The sequence below is a fragment of the Rhodococcus sp. 852002-51564_SCH6189132-a genome, from assembly GCF_001665495.1.
Taxonomy (GTDB): Bacteria; Actinomycetota; Actinomycetes; order Mycobacteriales; family Mycobacteriaceae; genus Rhodococcus; species Rhodococcus pyridinivorans.
Genome location: NZ_LZMJ01000061.1, coordinates 66,852 through 84,211 on the forward strand (window position 1 = coordinate 66,852; position 17,360 = coordinate 84,211).

Here is a 17,360-nt window from a genome sequence, read left to right on the forward strand (position 1 = left end):
ACGGATCGTAGAAAGCCGAATAGTCGCCTGTAGTGTGCTCCCGACCGGCTGAACGAACGCTCGGTGAAGTGATGTGCCATCGTGGTGACATGACTTCTGCCGCCGACACGCTGTCGTCCCTGCTCGACACCCGTTTCAGCTGCCGCGCCTTCCTGACGAAACAGGTCCCGCGCGAGGACATCGAACGCATGCTGCAGATGGGTCAGCGCACCGCGTCCTGGTGCAACTCCCAACCCTGGCACGTGCACATCGTCAGCGGCGACGCCACCAACCGCCTGCGCGACGCCGTCTACGCGCAGGCCACCTCGGGGAACATGGATCCCGACATCCCGGGACCCGCCGAATACCGCGGCGCCTATGCCGAGCGTCGCCGCGGCGCCGGCTACGCCCTGTACAACGCGCTGGGCATCGCCCGCGACGACTACCAGCGCCGCACCGAGCAGATGCTCGAGAACTACCGCTTCTTCGGCGCACCGCACGTCGCGATCATCACCTCCGACAAGGCCCTCGGCGTGTACGGCGCCGTCGACTGCGGTGGCTACGTCTCGACCCTGCTGCTCGCCGCCGAGTCGCTCGGCATCGCCGCCGTCCCGCAGGCCGCCGTCGCGATGACGGCCACCGCGCTGCGACGCGAACTGAACATCGGCGACGACCGCGACATCGTCTGCGCCATCTCGTTCGGTTACGCCGACGAGGCGCACCCGGCCAATGCGTGTCGCACGAATCGCGCGTCGCTCGACGAGACCGTCGAGTGGGTCGACTGAACTTTCGATCACCCCGGCCGGGTCAGTCGTTCTGGGCGCGCAGGTACCGCCCGAAGTGCGGAACGGTGAACCCGATGAACCCGCGCTCGGCGGAATAGATCAGGCCCTTCTTGATCAATCCGTCGCGCGCAGGTGACAGGGAGGCAGGCTTCCGTCCGAGTTCGACGGCGATCTTCGAGGTCGCGACAGGCCCGTCGTCGCCCGCCAGATCCGCCATGGCCCGCATGTATTCGCGTTCGGCGGGGGTCGCCCGTTCGTAGCGGGAGCCGAAGAAGCCGACGGCGAGTTCCTCTTCCGCAGTCGGTGCCGCGACCCGCACGTCGTCGGCGGTGATCGGCGAATCCGCTGCGACGTCCCAGGTCGTCTTACCATAGGCCTGCACGAAATACGGGTAGCCGTCGGCGGTTTCGTACAGCAGGTCGAGGGCGTCCTGCGTGAACTCGACGTCCTCTCGTGCCGCAGGCGCGATGAGCGCGAGATCCGCTGCCGCACGGTCGAGCCGGTCGATGCGGTGGTAGGTGAACAGCCGCTCGGAGTAGGACTTCGACGCCGACAGCACCGCGGGCAGGTGCGGCAGACCGGCCCCGACGACGATGAGCGGCGCGGCGTCCTGGCTCAGCTCGTGGCAGGCCCCGCAGATCGCTGAGACGTCGTCGGAGCCGAGGTCCTGCATCTCGTCGATGAACAACGCGATGCCCACGCCCACGTCGCGTGCGAGTCCTGCTGCGTCGACAAGCAGTTCGACGAGGTCGATCTCGATGTCACCCGAGTCGGCCCGCCCTTTCACGGCCGGAGCATCGATGCCGGGTTGCCAGCGTTCGCGCATGCCCTTGTCGGCGGTAGCCCGCAGCGCGAACGACTTGAGCACCCCGAGGAAGTACTCCACCGATTCCGGATCCGGATGCGCGGCGGCGATCTCGCGGACCGCCATGTGCAGCGCCGACGACAGGGGGCGTCGCAGTCCTTGATCGGGACGGGCCTCGATCTTGCCGGTGCCCCAGCTCTTCGCGATGGCGGCGGAGCGCAGATGGTTGAGAAGGACGGTCTTGCCGACACCGCGGAGGCCGGTGAGGACGACGCTGCGTTCGGGTCGTTCCCGGGCGATCCGTTCGAGGACCACCTCGAACGCGGTGAGTTGCTTCTCGCGGCCGGCGAGCTCGGGCGGGCGCTGTCCCGCGCCCGGGGCGTACGGGTTGCGGACAGGATCCATCCGTCGATGCTAACGGCGAACTCATCGGATTCTGAGCTCATCTAGTGCGTGTCGTAGACGGCCGTATTCGCGTATGTCCGAGCTCGAAACCGCAGTTGTTGTCGACATTTCGGCGATTTCTCGACAACAACTGCAACCTCGGCCGCCCGGAGCGACATGCACGCATGCGCATTTCAGACTTTGACATTCATTTTCGATAGTAGCTATTTCTTTCCCCATGACAACGCTCTCCCGCTACGGCGGCGCCGCCCTCACCGTCGTCGCTGCGACCTTCGCCGCCGCCTGCGGCGGTACGACCGAGGCCGACACCACTGCGGCCGACACCCCCGAGACGACGACCTCCGCCGCCGCTTCCGAAGTGGCGACGGCGCAGCCGCGCCTCGCCCTGACCTACGACGGCGGCGTCCTCGTCGTCGAGGAAGAAGAACTCACCGTCGTCGACGACTTCGCACTCGACGGTTTCAACCGCCTTTCCCCTGCCGGCGACGGACGCCACGTGCTGATCTCCACCGAAGGCGGATTCCGCGTGCTCGACACCGGCAGCTGGACGGAAGCCCACGGCGACCACGGTCACCACTACACCGGCGCACCCACGCTCACCGACCTGACGTTCGCCGCCGAGAAGCCCGGACACGTCGTGCCGCACGCCGGGGTCACCGCCCTGTTCGACGACGGCACCGGACGCATCGACGTGTTCGACCCCGCCGATCTCGCCTCGGCGACCGACCTGCCGGATCTCGACAGTCGCGCGCTCCCCGAGGCCCACCACGGCGTGGCCGTCCCGATGCCCGACGGCGGCATGCTCGTCACCCTCGGCGATTCCGAGGATCGGACCGGTGTGGCGCTGCTCGACGAGAACGGCACCGAGATCACGCGCACCGAACAGTGCCCGGGTGTGCACGGTGAGACGGTCGCGGCCGACGGGGTCGTCGCCTTCGGATGTGAGGACGGCATGGTGATCTTGCGCGACGGAACGTTCACGAAGGCGCCGGTGCCCGACCCCTACGGCCGGATCGGGAACCAGGCCGGCAGCGAGGACTCGCCCGTCGTCCTCGGCGACTACAAGACCGATCCCGACGCCGAGCTCGAGCGTCCCGAGCGCGTCGCGCTCGTGGACACCCGCACGGCGTCGGTGCGTCTCGTCGACCTCGGTACGAGTTACACCTTCCGCTCCCTCGGTCGCGGACCGGCAGGGGAAGCACTCGTTCTTGGCACCGACGGCAACCTCCACGTGATCGATCCCGACTCCGGCGAGATCGTCCGGCGGATCGAGGTGCTCGAGCCGTGGACCGAGCCCGACGAGTGGCAGGCACCTCGGCCCGCACTCGAGGTGCGGGGCGATACGGCGTTCGTCACCGATCCCGCCACCGATTCCCTGTACGCGGTGGACGTGACCTCGGGTGAGATCCGCTCTGCCGAACTGCCGCACACCCCGAACGAGATCAGCGGCGTCGCCTGACTCCGCTACCGGAGTATTCGTCTTTCTAGCTGTGGAGCTAGAAAGACGAATACTCCCCTCACGTCCGGCCGGTCGAGATCTTTCCGCAACGTGATCCGTCTCACTCCCCAAGTTCGCGAAACGGATTTCCCGACCAAAACGGTTGGGGAGGCGATATTCTCGGCGCCTGATCCCGAAGACAACGATTGTGTAACGTGGCGACGCACCTGTTTCCTACCGGGAGGTACCGCCCGTGCTGTTGACCGAAGTCCGTACCCGACCTGTTCGATCCTTGTTGATCGCCATCGGTCTGACGGTCTCGGCGCTGGCAGTCGCGGGATACCTGCGCGACGCGCTGAACGAGTACCTCATGGATCTCGACGTCTTCCGCGATGCCGGCTGGGCCTTCCTGCACCACACCCCGCTGTACACCGAGGGGTTCTTCAGCCATTCCGGTTTCCGGTTCATCTACCCACCCTTCGCGGCGTTCCTCTTCGCCCCGATGGCGTTGGTGGGCAGCACCGCCCTGCAGGTGTTGTGGACGATCGGACTCATCGCTCTCGTGTGGTGGGTGCTCGAGGTCGTCTACCAGCGACTCGACATGTCGCAGCCGAGCCTGATCGCAGCCGCGTCGCTCGGACCGGTGCTGTGGCTCGAGCCGTTCCGCTCCAACTTCACGTTCGGCCAGATCAACATCGTGCTCATGGCACTGGTGGTCGCCGACCTGCTCGGTGTGATCCCGAAGCGCTTCCGCGGTGTCGGCATCGCGCTGGCCGCCGCCATCAAGGTGACCCCGGCCGCCTTCGGCCTGATCTTCCTGCTGCGCCGCGACTGGCCGTCGGCATTCCGCGCGCTGAGCGCCTTTGCCGCGACCGTCGCGTTCGGCTACTGGCTGCGCCCCGATTCGACCGTCTACTTCTGGACCACGGAGTTCTTCGCGACCGACCGCGCCGGCGACCCGTCGTTCTTCCGCAACCAGGCGCTCACCGGTCTCATCGCCCGTTTCGACTTCTCCGACGGCACCGCCAAGGCGCTGTGGCTGGCCGGTGCCCTGGTCGTCGTGGCCGGTACCGCATGGGCCGCCTACCGCTTCCTGCGTGCCGACGAGCCCGTGGTCGCGGTGGCCCTGGTGGGCCTGGCGTCGCTGCTCGCCGCTCCGATCGCCGTCACCCACCACTGGGTGTACGCGCTGTGCCTCGTGCCGCTGCTCGTCGCGCCGGCCTACCGCCGCTGGTGGCCCGTGCTGGGGCCCGCCACCGTGGTCTTCCTCATCGGACCCAACCACCTGCTGCGTGAGGCGTCCTCCGGCGGCTGGGTCGAGCAGTTGCTCCTCGAAGTCCTCGGGACCTCGCAGTGCCTGGCCGCGATCGCAGTCTTCGTCGCCGCGATGGTCGCCGCGCGCCATCGTCGCCCCGGTGCCGAGAACGCCGTCGAGCGCGAGGAGACCGTCGCCGCGCCGGCTCAGGTCCAGAACGCCGACGCGACGAGATAGAGACCCGTCCCGACAACGGTGCTCAGCGCGGCGTTGCGTCGCCACAGATGCACCGCGATCGTGCCCGCGAGACCGACGGACGCGGGTAGCCAGGTCGACTCCCCCACGTCACGCAGTGTGTACATCACCAGGATCACCATGACGCCCGCGGGCATCGTACGGCCCAGGAAATCGACGAAGGCGGAGTTCTTCAGCGCCGACAACGCGAGGAACGGCGCCGCGCGCAACGCGACCGTCACGACGAACATCACCGCCAGAGCGCCGAGGACATATCCGGCGCTGGGCACCGACTCAGGCACGGGCCACCTTGTTCCGGTAGACGAAACGCACGAACAGGCACACCACGAACAACCCGAGCCCGACGACGAGCATCTGGCTTTTCGCGACCAGCAATGCGACGAGACCGCAGACCAGCGCGAGCACCGGCGCCGGCACGTCGCGGTTGGCGCGGAAGGCATCGATCGCAAGCACCGCGAACAGTGCCGTGAGGGCAAACTCGAGTCCGGCGAGCCCGTCGGGGAGCACTGCCCCGATCAACGCGCCGATCGTGCCCGACACGACCCACATCAGCTGGCAGAGCACCTGGACCGTGAGGATGCGGGTACCCGAGAGCGGCTCACGTGCCTTGGGGGCGACGATCGCGTACGACTCGTCGGTGAGCGCATAGACGCCGTAGAGACGCCCGAGCCGGCTGCGGATGCGGTGCAGCGGGAACGACAGGCCGTAGAAGACGTGCCGGAAGTTCACCAGCAGTGTCGCCGCGGCGACCGAGGCGAGCGGCGTGACCGCCGCGATCAGACCGATCGCGAGGAACTCCATCGACCCCGCGTAGATGACGGTGGAGAAGATCGGCGCCCACCACCATTCGAACCCGCCCTGGGTGAGAACCACACCGAACGCGAGCCCCAGCGGGATCAGTCCCAGCCCGACGGCCCAGGAGTCCTTGATACCCGCGCGGATCTCGAGGGTACGACGGTCGGGCATGCTCATCAGGCTATCGCCGGGCCGGAAGTCTCGGCGCCCGGCCCGGAGGAAGGTGATCTGTGTCCACCTCGTTCACGGAGGTCGTGTCCTCCGCCTGGCAGGCCGTGTCGACCGTCGACCAGCCTGCTCCGACGGTGGTCGTCGTCGGAACGGCGATCGTCGCACTCGTGCTCGTCACCGTTCGGCCGCTGTGGCTGAAGACCCGCCATGTCGTCACGCAGGCGCACGAGGGGTCGCACGCGCTGGTCGCGGCGCTCGTGGGCCGAAAGCTGTCGGGCATCCGTCTGCACAGCGACACCTCGGGGGTGATGGTGTCGTCCGGCAACCCGCGAGGCCCCGGCATGGTCGCGACCACCTTCGCCGGGTACACCGGTCCGGCCGTGCTGGGATTCGCGGCGGCGACGCTGCTGACCCTGGATCGGCCCGCCGCGGTGCTGTGGTCGATCCTCGCCGCGCTCGCCGTCCTGTTGCTGCTGATCCGCAATCTGTACGGATTCGTCTCGGTGGTGATCGCGGGTGCGCTCGTCGGTGCGGCCGCCTATCTCGGGGACCCGATCGTCCGGTACACCGCGGCGTACCTGATCACATGGGTCTTGCTCCTCGGCGCGACCCGCCCGGTCCTCGAACTCGCCCGCACCCATTCGCGCGGTCGTGGCCGGGGTTCGGACGCCGACCAGTTGCGCGGACTGACCCGCGTTCCGGCGGCCGTATGGATCGCGCTGTTCGCGATCGTCACGGCGGGTACCGCCTTCTACGGCGTCACACGGATCGTGGTGACCCAGCTGTCCTGAGTGGCCTCGGGATGCAGGCGGCAGCACGGACGACCGCGTGCAGGCTCGCGGTGAGCACGGAGCGGTGACGCCCCGCTGCCCACCGTGTGTCGTCGCCGCTGCGGAATTCGATCAGGGTGAGTGCGTCGGTGCCGACGCTGCTCTGATGGAGGCCGAGCACCTCGATATCGATGCCGAGACGGGCGAGAGCGTCGGTCGATGCTTCGACGGGACCCACGCCCTCGTGGACACTGCGGTGTTCGGTGCCGCCGACACCCAGCATGATCGTGGTGCCCGCGTCGGTCACGTCGAAGGCGCGCAGCACCGGTGCACCCGGGACGTCCGGCCGTGCGAGATATGCGGTGTCGAAGATCTCCCACAGTTCGGTCGCAGTGACCTCCCCGCCGCTGGTGTCGGTGTGGTCTTGCACGTGGCGAGTGAAGTCGATCTGGAGCCGACGCGGAATTCCGATGCCGTATTCGCTCTCGAGCAGGTAGGCGACCCCGCCCTTACCGGATTGCGAATTGACACGGATCACCGCGTCGTAGGTACGTCCTATGTCGGCGGGATCGATCGGCAGATATGGTACTCGCCAATCGATCTCGGACTCGGGACGGCCCTCGGCGACGGCGCGTGCCCGGTGCTCGGCGAACCCTTTCCTGATCGCGTCCTGATGAGTGCCGCTGAAGGCGGTGTGCACCAGGTCGCCGACATACGGGTGCCTCGGGTGGATCTCGATGCGATTGCAGTATTCGACGGTGCGGCGGATCTCGTCGATGTCGGAGAAATCGATCATCGGATCGATGCCCTGTGCGTGGAGGTTCAGTGCGAGTGTCGCAATGTCGACGTTGCCGGTGCGTTCCCCGTTGCCGAACACGCACCCTTCGACCCGCTGCGCCCCGGCGAGGACGGCGAGTTCGGCGCACGCGATACCTGTGCCGCGATCGTTGTGCGGGTGCACGGACAGGATCACCGCGTCGCGTCGCGCGAGGTTGGTGTGCATGTACTCGATCTGGTCGGCATAGACGTTCGGGGTCGCGATCTCGACGGTGGCCGGAAGATTCACGATCACCGGCCGTTCGGGGGTCGCGTCCCACAACTCGGTGATCGCGTCGCACACCTCGAGCGCGTAGTCGGGTTCGGTGAGGTTGAAGACCTCGGGTGAGAACTCGAACCGCACGTTCGGCAGGTCGCCGGCCAGTTCCAGGACGTCGCGGCCACCGGCGACGATCAGTTCCGTCAGCGCGGGACGGTCGCGGTCGAGGACGACCTCGCGCCAGGTGGGAGCGGTCGCGGTGTACATGTGGACGACGACCTCGTTGCGGACACCCCGGACGGATTCCACCGTCCGCTCGATGAGGTCGCGACGTGCCGGGGTGAACACCACGATGGTGACGTCCGGCGGCGCGATGTCGGTCTCGACGATCAGGCGCACGAAGTCGAAGTCGGTCTGCGAGGCGGACGGATAACCGACCTCGATCTCCTTGTATCCCATCGCGACCATCAGCTCGAAGAAGCGGCGTTTGCGGCCGGGATCCATCGGTTCGGCCAGTGCCTGGTTACCGTCGCGCAGGTCCACCGGCACCCACAGTGGGGCCGCGGTCAGACGTTGTGTGGGCCAGTTCCGTTGCGCCAGTGGAACCTCCACGCGAGAGTACACATCGCGGTAGCGATGTGAGGGCATGGCGGAGTGCCGCTGCCTGTTCCAGACGGGGGCGTCGGCAGGAACCGGACCGGCAGGAGTGAAGATTCGCGGGAACGTGCTGGTGCTCATCGGAGAAGTCCTTCGTCGATCGTCGTTACGAGGGACCGGCGCGTGTTCGACTCCACGACGGGGAGCCGGTCCGGCTAGGCCCCGCCGTGGCGGCGAAGGAGAAGGAACGCGAAGGAGCGCATGTCCCGAAGGCTAACATAACTCCTCGGACAAGTAGAGGAGTAGGCGACTCTGCGATGATGGAACCATGACCGTCGTCCGCCGCGAGCCTCTCGCCGACCAGGCCGCCGAACTGCTCCTCGAACGCATCCGATCCGGAGAATGGCCGCTCGGCGCCAAGCTGCCCGGCGAGACGACGCTGGCTCCGCAGCTCGGCGTCGGCCGCTCCACCGTCCGCGAAGCGATCCGTCAGCTCGCCGGACGCGGCATCCTGACCACCCGGCAGGGCGCCGGCGTGTTCGTCACCGCTCTCGACGCACCCGAGGACTGGACGCGCACGGTCGCGCGCGCCGACATCCTCGCCGTGATCGAGGCCCGCATCGCCGTCGAGGTCGAGGCCTCGGCCCTTGCCGCCGCGCGCCGCACCCCCGCCGAACTGCGGGCATTGAAGAAGTCACTGCGGGAACGCGAAACCCATCGCACGGCCATCGAGGAACACGTCGACACCGACATCGTCTTCCACCGCACCATCGTGGTCGCCGCACACAACCCGATCCTTCTCGACCTGTTCGACGGCTTCACACCCCGTAACCGTCACGCTATGATCGGAATGCTCCGCACGCGCGGCACCCACGGGGACGACGCCGACCACGATACCCACCGACGCATCTACGACGCCATCGCGGACCGTGACGGGGTGACCGCCGCCGCCGTCACCCGCGACCACTTGTCCTCGCTGACGACGGCACTCGGCCGATAGCCGGGCCGGTTCTCTGCGGACGGTTCTCGACCTCCCGGGTGCGGGACGGTCACTTCTCGATCTGCATCGCGACCGCCCTCACCGGGGCCCCGTCGACGCCCGCGAACGGGATCGGCAGCAAGGACACGAGCGGATCCGCGAAGTCGATCGCGTCGAGATTGCGCAGGTTCTCGCAGATGATCGCCCCCGCGTCGGCGAGCACGTGGTGCGCTGCGAGCGTCTCGTCGCCCGTGGGATCCACGCTCGGCGCGTCGATTCCGACCGTGCGGACGCCGCGGTCGAGCAACCACCGGCACGCGTCGACGCTCAGGGCCGGATGCTCGAAATAGCGGTCGGTGCCGAAATACCGCGACCAGCCGGTGAGGACCAGCGCGATGTCGCCGGAGCCGATCGCAGACCCACCCCACATGTCGGCGGTGACGAGCGCACCGGCGCCGACGCGGGCGCGCACGTCGAGCACCACTCCGCGTCCCACGAAGTTCTCCGGCGGTACCGCGTCGATCGCGGCGCTGCCGCTGCGCACGTGTCGCGGCGCGTCGACGTGGGTGCCGGTCTGCGATCCCATGTCGATGCGCATCAGGTCGAATCCGTCGGTCTCGACGGTGGCGTGCGGTGTGAACGTCGGTGCCGGATCCCCGGGATAGACCTGGATGGCCGGGGAGACGATGTGGGTCAGGTCGACGATCCGCCGAACACGCATGACATCACTCCTGTTCGGGTCAGCCGAAATCGACCTGCCGCTGCGCATTCGCGAGCGCGGTGACCACACCGGTGCCGAACGCGCCGAGACGGTCGAACAGCACCGCCGTGCCGACCGCGATGCCCTCGCTGCTGATGTGGTTGTCGGCCTCGATACCGACCTCCGGTCCTTCCGGCAGACGGGACAGTGCCAGGGTGACATCGGAATTGATGTAGCCGACACCTTTGTCCGACCAGTTGGTCACGAACGACGTGCCCTCACCGACGGTCGCGGTGTTGACGAACGGCGACAGCTCCTCGCCGACGATGATCGGCAGCTGCCGCGACCACAGGCGCTTGCGATCGGAGTTCTGGTGTTCCGACCGCACCCGCGTCCATCCCGGGCCGTCGCTGCCGTACCACGACGAGTACTCGAGCGGCCCGGGCTGCGTCTCCGGGGAACCGGGAGGAGGCGTCGGGGACTCGCCGCGCAACCACACCGACCCGGGCGGCGGCGCCGACTTGCGGAGGAAGGTGAGCGTCGCGCGCGCCGACACCTCTCCACCCTGCATCAGGTTCGCGTCGGCGACGCGGATGCGGTTGCCGTCGCGCACCCGGGTGGTGGTGAAGGTGATCGGCTCGTTGCGGACCGGCCTGAAGAGATCGAGCGTGAACCGGGACGGGACGAAACCCTCGACGGCATGGTGGATCTCGAGCTCACGCGCCACCAGACCGCTCACACACGGCCCGTTGAGCATCGTGTCCGACCACGGGCTGGTCGCATACTTCGTGGGCAGGTAGACACCGTCGTCCTCGGTGAAAAAACCGCGGTTCTTGCGCTCGTGCATTCGGGAATTCTCCCAGCACCGGCCGCGGTGCGTTCATCGGGATACCCGAAGATGGGATCGTGCATGTACACGAACCCGATGTTCCGGCTGCCCGTACCCGCCTGATCGTCGACGTCGACACCGGCATCGACGACGCTCTCGCCCTGCTCTATCTCGTCGCGAGCCCGGAAGCCGAGATCGTCGCCGCCCTGTGCACGGCGGGGAACGTGCCGGTGGACCAGGTCACCGCCAACACGCTGTCGTGGCTCGAGGTGTGCGGTCGGTCCGATATCGAAGTGGCTGCCGGATCGCAGGTTCCGCTGGTCGCGCCACTGATGACCACCGAGGACACGCACGGTCCACAGGGGATCGGGTATGCGGAACTCCCCGCTGCGTCGCAGTCGCGGTCGCCGCGATCGGCCGCGCAGGCGTGGGTCGATCTCACCCGCGAGCATCCGGGAGAGCTCACCGGGCTCGTCACCGGCCCGCTCACCAACCTCGCCCTCGCCCTGCGCATCGACCCGGAACTGCCGTCGCGGTTGCGTCGCCTCGTGATCATGGGTGGGTGTTTCCACCATCCCGGTAATACGACGCCGACCTCGGAATGGAACGTCGCGGTGGATCCGGAGGCCGCCAAGGTCGTGTTCGACGCGTTCTCGATCGTCCCTCCGGACCGGCGACCGATCGTGTGCCCGCTCGATGTCACGGAGTCGATCGAGATGCATCCCGAGCATGTCGCGCAGATCGGGGACGTCGTCGGTGTGCCCCGATCCGGGGAGCTGTCCCCGGACGCTCCGCGCGGTACGCGGTCGACGGCCGATGTCCCTCTCGTCCGCCACATCTCCGATGCACTGCGGTTCTACATGGAATTCCACCGTGACCAGGGCCTGGGCTTCCTCGCGCACGTGCACGACCCGTTCGCCGCGGCGGTCGCGCTGGGCACGGTTCCCTACACCTCCCGGCCCGCGACGGTCGACGTCGAGCTCGACGGACGGCTCACCCGGGGCACGACGGTCGCCGATCTGTCCGGTATGTGGCAGAGGACGCCGAACGCGGATATCGTGGCGGGCACCCGTCCGGCAGAGTTCTTCGATCATTTCGTCGAGCGGGTGGGATCGTACATTCGCGACTTGAACCTACCCCCGAGTAAGAACTAGCGTCGACAGCGCACAGTTCGGGGACAAGGAGATAAACGTGGCACAGAAAGTGCGCGTCCAATATTTCGACGATATCGACGGCCAACCGATCATGGACGGCCTGGCGCAGTCGTTCCGCATCACGGTCGACGACGACGAGTACGAAATCGACCTGCGGCCGGCGAACGCAGACAAGTTCCTGGCGGTACTCCGCCCGTGGTTGCACGAGAAGGCACCTGAGAAGCCCGCTTCGAGCACCCGCACCATCACGCCGAAGCAGACGGCAACGAAGGCCCGCACACGGACGGCGGGGACTCACAAGGCGATTCCGCCCACCCGGTCGCCGGAGCAACTGGCCGCGATCCGGCACTGGGCCCGTAACAAGGGTTACGACGTCAGCTCGCGCGGCCGGATCCCGCGTCACATCCTCGAGCGGTTCGAAGCCGCACACTCCTGAGCATCACCCGGCTGCCTCCCCCGCGGCAGGCCATGAACGCCACCGACGACCGGTGCCGCCTCGTCACGCGACGAGATGGTGCCGGTCGTCGCGTCGGATGGTCACCGCAGCGACGATCACGCCCACGACCACGCCGATGACGGTGTCGGCGACCCGGTTGACGGCGAGGCCCGGACCCGCGTGCTGCCCGAGACCGGTGAGCAGCAACGCCATCGTCGTCACCCCGACCGAGGCGAGCCCGTAGTTCCGGGTCACCGTGAGTTCGGTGAGCGTCTGGAACAGCACGGCGGCCGCGACCACCGGCCAGTAGCCCAGGTCGAGCGCGAGCAGCACGGCAGCGATCATGGCGCCGCCGACATTTCCGATCAGACGCTGGATACCGCGCTGAACAGTGTTGCGGTAGTTCAATCCTTGCAGCGCCGCCATGGCACCCATCGCAGCCCACAACGGATGGTCGAGCCCGATCGATGCGGCGAACGACGCGGCGAGCAACGACGCCACGAAGATCCGGGCCGCTCCGATCAGCACGAGACGGTCGAGCAGACGACCGCATCCTGCGCGGACGAAGCCGGGCGGCGTGGGCAGCACCGGCCGCCCCTCGGCATCGACACGCGGAATCTCGATGTCGCGCCGCGCTTTCCGAAGTTCCTTCTCGAATCGGGAGAAATCGTCGCAACGTGCGCGGGAGGTGTCGTGCGACCCGCTGTCGAGAACCGTCTCGGCCGCGTCGAGCAGTGCGGCCAGTTCGTGGACATGGGCGTCCGGACGTCGCGGGGCGTTCAGTGCGACGGTCTCGCGCGCCTTCCGGATGCTCTGTCGCGCAGCGGGAACGGCGTCCGCACCGCGGATCTCGACGGCGGAGACCGCCGCGAGGGCGCGTGCGACCGCCAGACGAGCGGGCGTGTGGGGATGGGAGAGCGCGGGGAGCATCGCGATGACATATCCGAGCAGCGCACCGATGGTCGCCGCGGCGGTGACCAGGCCCGCATCGCCCCATCCGTCGGAGAAACCGGCGGCGCCGGCGGCCGCGAAGATGAGGATCACCGGGCCGGGGCCCATGAGCGAGAAGGCCGTGAACACCCAGTACGCGACGGCCGAGCCCAGCGAGAGCGCAACGATCTGCACCCACAGCGGGGCGCCCATCGCGCCGAGCGCAGCCCCGAAGGCGGTGTAACCGACGATGCCGAGGCCGACCCACGGAAGGCGCACGGCGAGACGCGGATACGGTTCGTATCGCAGGAAGGCACTGGTGAGTGCGCCGAGGGCGGCGAAGCCGGCGACTTGTCCGTAACCGAGCAGACCGCCGCCGACGAGGGCGAGCATCGTCGCGAACCCCACGCGCAGCGCCACGGCCACGGTCGGATCGCCGCGCCGCACTTCGAGGGCGTCCTTCCACGCGCTCGCCGACAGCGGATGCGCGAGCGCTCTCCGGGTGTGACGGAGCTGAGGGCGGTCGTCGAGTCGGCGGTCCAGCATCCGTCCACCCTATTGTTTCACTAGTAAAATATCTATGAAATTGTTCGTCCGCTGCCGTTAGACTTGCCACATGCCCTCCGAGACGCCCCAGCCCGATTACGTCGATCGCGTACGTCTCGGATGGACCGCCCACTACCCCGGCCTCGACCTGCGCCCCATCGACGTGATCGGTCGCATCACCCGCATCGGGTCGCTCGCGCTCACCTACTTCGATCGGGAACTCGAACCGAGCGGCATCAGCCGCAGCGAGTTCGAGGTACTCAGCGCGCTCGCCCGCAGCGACCACCCGTTACGCGCCAGCGAGGTCACCTCGATCACGGGGATCTCCGGTGCGTCGACGACGAAGCACACCGAGCGACTAGCCAAACTCGGTCTCGTCGAACGCACACGACTCGAACGCGACGGCCGCGTCGTCCTCCTCACCCTCACCGACGACGGGCGCGCACTCGTCGAGAAGGAGTTCCCGCGACGCCTGGCACGCGAGCGGCAGATGCTCGACGGACTCGACGACGACGAGGTTCAGGTCCTGTCCGACCTGTTGCGCAAGGTCGTCCGCAACGTCGAGAACCACTATCCGGCCTGATCCCCCGAACAGGTCAGGGCATCTCCTGCGTCTCGGCCCGTTCGATCTCGCTCACGGCGCGGCGCAGATACGCCTCGGGAGCCACGCGGCGTGCAGCGACGAGATCGGCGACGACGAGCAGGCCCGCGGCCAGATACTGCTCGGGACGGATCTTCGGGCGTTCGGCGTCGGAATCGGACACTCCGAGCGCACCCGTGAGCACAGCAATAACGGCTTCGGGTTCGAGCGATGGCAGCCATCGCAGTCCGGAACGGACGGAGCGTTCGAGCACGGCCTGCACGTCCTCACCGGCGAGACCGTCGGGATGCAGTTCCTCGAGCAACTCCCGGACCATGCCCGCGTGCACGGCCGTGACCTGCTCGTAGGGCAGGTCGACCAGTACCGCGACCGCCTCGTCGAAGGGCTCGGCCGACTCGCTGCGGGCAGCGGCGAGCGCATCGGCGGTGGCCGCCGCGATCTCCCGCGGCGTTCTCGGCCAGTGGTCGGGCCACACAGCGATCTCCTGTCCTTCCTCCGGACGCCCGGTCACAGGCGTTCCTGCAACGCGAGCGCGTCGTGCGGTGCACAGCCTTTCATGTCGTTGTCGAAGTACACGTAGACGTCCCGGCCGTCGCCCAGCCATCCGCGGATCCGCTCGGCCCACACGTCGAGAACGTCGGGGGTGTACCCGCTCGCATACAGCTCCTTGTCGCCGTGCATCCGCACGTAGACGAAATCGCTCGTGACGTCGGTGAGGAACGGGAACTTTCCGGCCGTGTCGGCGACGACGAGCCCGATGTCGTGCGCGCGCAGCAACTCCACGGCCTGCGGGCTCGCGAGGTCGGGATGCCGCACCTCGACGGCGTGCCGCAGCGGACGCTCGGCGTCCACCTCCACCCACACCCGATCGTCGGCGAGTTTGCCGGTGTGCCGGCGGGCGAGTTCGCCGGCGGCCATCGTCGTGCGGGGCAACCGGGTGAAGAAGTCCGCGAACCTGTCCTCCTCGAAACCGAGGGTCGGCGGGAGCTGCCACAGCACCGGACCGAGTTTCGGGCCGAGCGCGAGCACACCGGAGGCGAAGAAATTGGCGAGGGCGTCGTCGACGCCCGCGAGCCGTTTCATGTGGGTGACGAACCGCCCGCCCTTGACAGCGTAGACGAAGTCGTCGGGTGCGGCGTCCCGCCACGCGAGATAGCTGCTCGGGCGCTGCAGCGAATAGAACGAGCCGTTGATCTCGATCGATCCGAACCGCTGGGCGGCGTATTCGAGTTCCCGGCGTTGGACGAGTCCTTCCGGATAGAAGTCTCCGCGCCAGCCCGGATAGCGCCATCCCGATATCCCGATCCTCGCCCCGGCCACGTTTCCGAGCGTAACCTCGGCTTCGATTCGGCGCGCGAAGCAGCACGATCGCGCTTATCCTCTGGGCTACAAGATCACATCACACGCCAGGAGCCGTCATGTCCACGAGCTCGGTTTCTTCCAACGATCCGTTCCGATCATTACTGAAGCAGATCTGGTGGGTGGTGCTGCTGCGCGGCATCCTCGCGGTCCTCTTCGGTGTCGTCGCACTCGTCTGGCCCGGCATCACCGTGTGGGCGCTGGTGGTCGTCTTCGCGGCCTACGCGATCATCGACGGCATCGTACTGGTCGTCCAGTCGGTCCGTGACAAGCCCGAGGGCTGGGGCTGGTGGCTCGCCATGGGCGTCGTCTCCGTCCTCGCCGGCCTCGTCGCACTGTTCTGGCCCGGCATCACCGCACTCGCACTGCTGTACGTGATCGCGTTCTACGCCATCCTGTTCGGCATCACCGGCATCGTCGGCGGCATCCGTTTCCGGAAGGTCCCCGAGTCCGGATGGGTGTGGTCGGTGCTCGCCGGCGTCGTCGCCGTCCTGTTCGGCATCGTGCTGCTGATCTTCCCCGGCGAGGGCATCCTGAGCCTGATCGTCCTGCTCGGCATCTACGCGATCCTGTTCGGCGTGCTGCTCGTCATCCTGGCGTTCCAGGCACGCAGTACGGCGAAGAAGGCCGGCGTCATCTGACCACCGGCCTTTTCCCCGATCGATCTCAGGCGTTGCGCAGGCGACCCCACGCGTGCCAGCGGTCGATCTCGATCCACGCGTTGACGCGCTTGCCGTCGCGCGCGTGGTACGGCTTGCCCGTGTAGTGGCGAGCGATCCGGTCGATGTCCTCCAGGGACGGATCGTCGGTGAATTCGACGACCCGCCCCTGGAGGCTCACGTGCGTGATCCAGTCCTGCGGATCCATCGCCGACAGGCTCACCCGCGGGTCGTTCCGCAGGTAGTCGAGGCGCTTACGGGTGGAGTCCATGTTGACGAGGATGCGGCCGTCCTCGTAGACGTACCAGGTCGGAACGGACACCGGATGACCGTCCGGGCGCAGAGAGCTGATCGTGGCGTAGTTGGGCTGGGTGAGGAATTCTGCGACGGCCCCGGGCACGGGTCGTTTCGGCACGGCACTCCCTTTCGATGCGGTGGATGGATCTCGATATCGAGACTAGGCCGCGATTCCCGGCGAAACCGTCCCGGGTGACGAGGGGAGGACCGACCATGGAGGTCGGGATCCTCGAAAGGAGACGATCATGCCGCGATATCTCTGGCAGGTGAACTACACCGCGGACGGCGCACGCGGGTTGCTCACGGACGGCGGTACGTCCCGGCGCGACGCCATCGTCCGGATGGTCGAAAGTGTGGGCGGGACGGTCGATTCGGTGCACTTCGCGCTCGGTGGTCACGATCTGTACGTGCTCGGCGAGGTGCCCGACGAGATCGCGGCCGCGACACTCGAACTCCGCACCATCGCCTCCGGCGCCGCGCGCTCCACGCCGATCGCCCTGCTCACCCCCGAACAGGTCGACGAGGCCGCGCGCCGCGACGCGAGTTACCGGACGCCGGGGAGCCAGGACGGCTGACCGC

General features: G+C 67.7%; 20 protein-coding genes. 10 read left to right on the forward strand and 10 right to left on the reverse strand.

The genetic code is table 11. The annotated features are described in order from the left end of the window. Positions 1 to 89: 89 nt before the first annotated feature. Complete coding sequence (locus tag A5767_RS14680; protein ID WP_039958294.1) at positions 90 to 764, forward strand: nitroreductase; 675 nt, start codon at positions 90 to 92, stop codon at positions 762 to 764. A 22-nt stretch (positions 765 to 786) separates the two neighbouring features. Here the strand turns inward: A5767_RS14680 and A5767_RS14685 are convergent, their stop codons facing one another. Continuing rightward, a complete protein-coding gene (locus tag A5767_RS14685; RefSeq protein WP_006553144.1) occupies positions 787 to 1,974 on the reverse strand; it encodes an ATP-binding protein in 1,188 nt (395 codons plus the stop codon). A gap of 217 nt (positions 1,975 to 2,191) precedes the next feature. On the opposite strand from A5767_RS14685, the gene aztD reads away from it, so the two are divergent. Beyond that, entirely contained in the window at positions 2,192 to 3,433 is a 1,242-nt protein-coding gene (gene aztD, locus A5767_RS14690) for a zinc metallochaperone AztD (RefSeq protein WP_064852580.1), read from the forward strand. A gap of 232 nt (positions 3,434 to 3,665) precedes the next feature. Then, the gene (locus A5767_RS14695; protein WP_064852581.1) at positions 3,666 to 4,904 is read left to right on the forward strand and encodes a glycosyltransferase 87 family protein; all 1,239 of its coding nucleotides are present in this window, start codon (positions 3,666 to 3,668) and stop codon (positions 4,902 to 4,904) included. On the opposite strand, the gene A5767_RS14700 is transcribed toward A5767_RS14695, so the two are convergent. Next, positions 4,874 to 5,203, reverse strand: a complete 330-nt coding sequence (locus A5767_RS14700; RefSeq protein WP_064852582.1) for a branched-chain amino acid transporter permease — start codon at positions 5,201 to 5,203, stop codon at positions 4,874 to 4,876. The two genes, A5767_RS14695 and A5767_RS14700, sit on opposite strands and share 31 nt — an antisense overlap. Then, entirely contained in the window at positions 5,196 to 5,894 is a 699-nt protein-coding gene (locus A5767_RS14705; protein WP_006553140.1) for an AzlC family ABC transporter permease, read from the reverse strand. Before A5767_RS14705 ends, A5767_RS14700 begins: the two co-directional genes overlap by 8 nt. A 53-nt stretch (positions 5,895 to 5,947) precedes the next feature. On the opposite strand from A5767_RS14705, the gene A5767_RS14710 reads away from it, so the two are divergent. Further along, positions 5,948 to 6,679 carry a M50 family metallopeptidase gene (locus tag A5767_RS14710; RefSeq protein WP_006553139.1) on the forward strand — a complete coding sequence of 244 codons (732 nt, stop codon included), beginning with the start codon at positions 5,948 to 5,950 and terminating at the stop codon, positions 6,677 to 6,679. Here A5767_RS14710 and A5767_RS14715 read toward each other — a convergent pair. Beyond that, positions 6,648 to 8,432: a 2-isopropylmalate synthase gene (locus A5767_RS14715; RefSeq protein WP_064852583.1), complete on the reverse strand. Its 1,785-nt coding sequence runs from the start codon at positions 8,430 to 8,432 to the stop codon at positions 6,648 to 6,650. The genes A5767_RS14710 and A5767_RS14715 overlap by 32 nt on opposite strands. A 187-nt stretch (positions 8,433 to 8,619) precedes the next feature. Between A5767_RS14715 and A5767_RS14720 the strand changes: the two genes are divergently transcribed. Further along, positions 8,620 to 9,291 carry a FadR/GntR family transcriptional regulator gene (locus A5767_RS14720; protein ID WP_064852584.1) on the forward strand — a complete coding sequence of 224 codons (672 nt, stop codon included), beginning with the start codon at positions 8,620 to 8,622 and terminating at the stop codon, positions 9,289 to 9,291. A 49-nt stretch (positions 9,292 to 9,340) separates the two neighbouring features. Here A5767_RS14720 and A5767_RS14725 read toward each other — a convergent pair whose 3' ends face one another. Further along, positions 9,341 to 9,991 carry a cyclase family protein gene (locus tag A5767_RS14725; protein ID WP_064852585.1) on the reverse strand — a complete coding sequence of 217 codons (651 nt, stop codon included), beginning with the start codon at positions 9,989 to 9,991 and terminating at the stop codon, positions 9,341 to 9,343. A gap of 19 nt (positions 9,992 to 10,010) precedes the next feature. Beyond that, a complete protein-coding gene (locus A5767_RS14730) occupies positions 10,011 to 10,817 on the reverse strand; it encodes an acyl-CoA thioesterase domain-containing protein (protein ID WP_006553135.1) in 807 nt (268 codons plus the stop codon). Positions 10,818 to 10,876: 59 nt separating this feature from the next. On the opposite strand from A5767_RS14730, the gene A5767_RS14735 reads away from it, so the two are divergent. Both A5767_RS14735 and A5767_RS14740 read left to right on the forward strand, forming a co-directional pair. Further along, a complete protein-coding gene (locus A5767_RS14735; protein ID WP_006553134.1) occupies positions 10,877 to 11,953 on the forward strand; it encodes a nucleoside hydrolase in 1,077 nt (358 codons plus the stop codon). A gap of 37 nt (positions 11,954 to 11,990) precedes the next feature. Beyond that, positions 11,991 to 12,389, forward strand: a complete 399-nt coding sequence (locus A5767_RS14740; RefSeq protein ID WP_006553133.1) for a histone-like nucleoid-structuring protein Lsr2 — start codon at positions 11,991 to 11,993, stop codon at positions 12,387 to 12,389. 63 nt (positions 12,390 to 12,452) lie between these two features. On the opposite strand, the gene A5767_RS14745 is transcribed toward A5767_RS14740, so the two are convergent. Beyond that, positions 12,453 to 13,865 carry an FUSC family protein gene (locus tag A5767_RS14745; protein ID WP_064852586.1) on the reverse strand — a complete coding sequence of 471 codons (1,413 nt, stop codon included), beginning with the start codon at positions 13,863 to 13,865 and terminating at the stop codon, positions 12,453 to 12,455. Between the two features lie 70 nt (positions 13,866 to 13,935). Here A5767_RS14745 and A5767_RS14750 point away from each other — a divergent pair, with 70 nt between their 5' ends. Next, positions 13,936 to 14,448, forward strand: coding sequence for a MarR family winged helix-turn-helix transcriptional regulator (locus A5767_RS14750; RefSeq protein WP_006553131.1), 513 nt, complete (start codon positions 13,936 to 13,938; stop codon positions 14,446 to 14,448). 13 nt (positions 14,449 to 14,461) lie between these two features. On the opposite strand, the gene A5767_RS14755 is transcribed toward A5767_RS14750, so the two are convergent. Together A5767_RS14755 and A5767_RS14760 are read right to left on the reverse strand one after the other, a co-directional pair. Then, positions 14,462 to 14,977: a hypothetical protein gene (locus A5767_RS14755; RefSeq protein ID WP_082937707.1), complete on the reverse strand. Its 516-nt coding sequence runs from the start codon at positions 14,975 to 14,977 to the stop codon at positions 14,462 to 14,464. Beyond that, positions 14,974 to 15,786: a DUF72 domain-containing protein gene (locus A5767_RS14760; RefSeq protein ID WP_064852587.1), complete on the reverse strand. Its 813-nt coding sequence runs from the start codon at positions 15,784 to 15,786 to the stop codon at positions 14,974 to 14,976. Before A5767_RS14760 ends, A5767_RS14755 begins: the two co-directional genes overlap by 4 nt. Before the next feature lie 98 nt (positions 15,787 to 15,884). On the opposite strand from A5767_RS14760, the gene A5767_RS14765 reads away from it, so the two are divergent. Next, on the forward strand, positions 15,885 to 16,466 hold the full coding sequence (locus A5767_RS14765) for an HdeD family acid-resistance protein (RefSeq protein ID WP_064852588.1): 582 nt from the start codon (positions 15,885 to 15,887) through the stop codon (positions 16,464 to 16,466). A 25-nt stretch (positions 16,467 to 16,491) separates the two neighbouring features. Here A5767_RS14765 and A5767_RS14770 read toward each other — a convergent pair whose 3' ends face one another. Beyond that, complete coding sequence (locus tag A5767_RS14770) at positions 16,492 to 16,899, reverse strand: TIGR03618 family F420-dependent PPOX class oxidoreductase (protein WP_006553127.1); 408 nt, start codon at positions 16,897 to 16,899, stop codon at positions 16,492 to 16,494. 127 nt (positions 16,900 to 17,026) lie between these two features. On the opposite strand from A5767_RS14770, the gene A5767_RS14775 reads away from it, so the two are divergent. Beyond that, entirely contained in the window at positions 17,027 to 17,356 is a 330-nt protein-coding gene (locus tag A5767_RS14775; protein WP_006553126.1) for a GYD domain-containing protein, read from the forward strand. Positions 17,357 to 17,360: the final 4 nt, after the last annotated feature.

What these genes read in the sequence shown, in the direction of transcription:
- A5767_RS14680 (WP_039958294.1), top strand. Translation starts at nt 90, where the DNA reads ATGACTTCTGCCGCCGACACGCTGTCGTCCCTGCTCGACACCCGTTTC.
- A5767_RS14750 (WP_006553131.1), top strand. Translation starts at nt 13,936, where the DNA reads ATGCCCTCCGAGACGCCCCAGCCCGATTACGTCGATCGCGTACGTCTC.
- A5767_RS14715 (WP_064852583.1), bottom strand. Translation starts at nt 8,432, where the DNA reads ATGAGCACCAGCACGTTCCCGCGAATCTTCACTCCTGCCGGTCCGGTT.
- aztD (WP_064852580.1), top strand. Translation starts at nt 2,192, where the DNA reads ATGACAACGCTCTCCCGCTACGGCGGCGCCGCCCTCACCGTCGTCGCT.
- A5767_RS14730 (WP_006553135.1), bottom strand. Translation starts at nt 10,817, where the DNA reads ATGCACGAGCGCAAGAACCGCGGTTTTTTCACCGAGGACGACGGTGTC.
- A5767_RS14775 (WP_006553126.1), top strand. Translation starts at nt 17,027, where the DNA reads ATGCCGCGATATCTCTGGCAGGTGAACTACACCGCGGACGGCGCACGC.
- A5767_RS14720 (WP_064852584.1), top strand. Translation starts at nt 8,620, where the DNA reads ATGACCGTCGTCCGCCGCGAGCCTCTCGCCGACCAGGCCGCCGAACTG.
- A5767_RS14765 (WP_064852588.1), top strand. Translation starts at nt 15,885, where the DNA reads ATGTCCACGAGCTCGGTTTCTTCCAACGATCCGTTCCGATCATTACTG.
- A5767_RS14705 (WP_006553140.1), bottom strand. Translation starts at nt 5,894, where the DNA reads ATGAGCATGCCCGACCGTCGTACCCTCGAGATCCGCGCGGGTATCAAG.
- A5767_RS14685 (WP_006553144.1), bottom strand. Translation starts at nt 1,974, where the DNA reads ATGGATCCTGTCCGCAACCCGTACGCCCCGGGCGCGGGACAGCGCCCG.
- A5767_RS14725 (WP_064852585.1), bottom strand. Translation starts at nt 9,991, where the DNA reads ATGCGTGTTCGGCGGATCGTCGACCTGACCCACATCGTCTCCCCGGCC.
- A5767_RS14745 (WP_064852586.1), bottom strand. Translation starts at nt 13,865, where the DNA reads ATGCTGGACCGCCGACTCGACGACCGCCCTCAGCTCCGTCACACCCGG.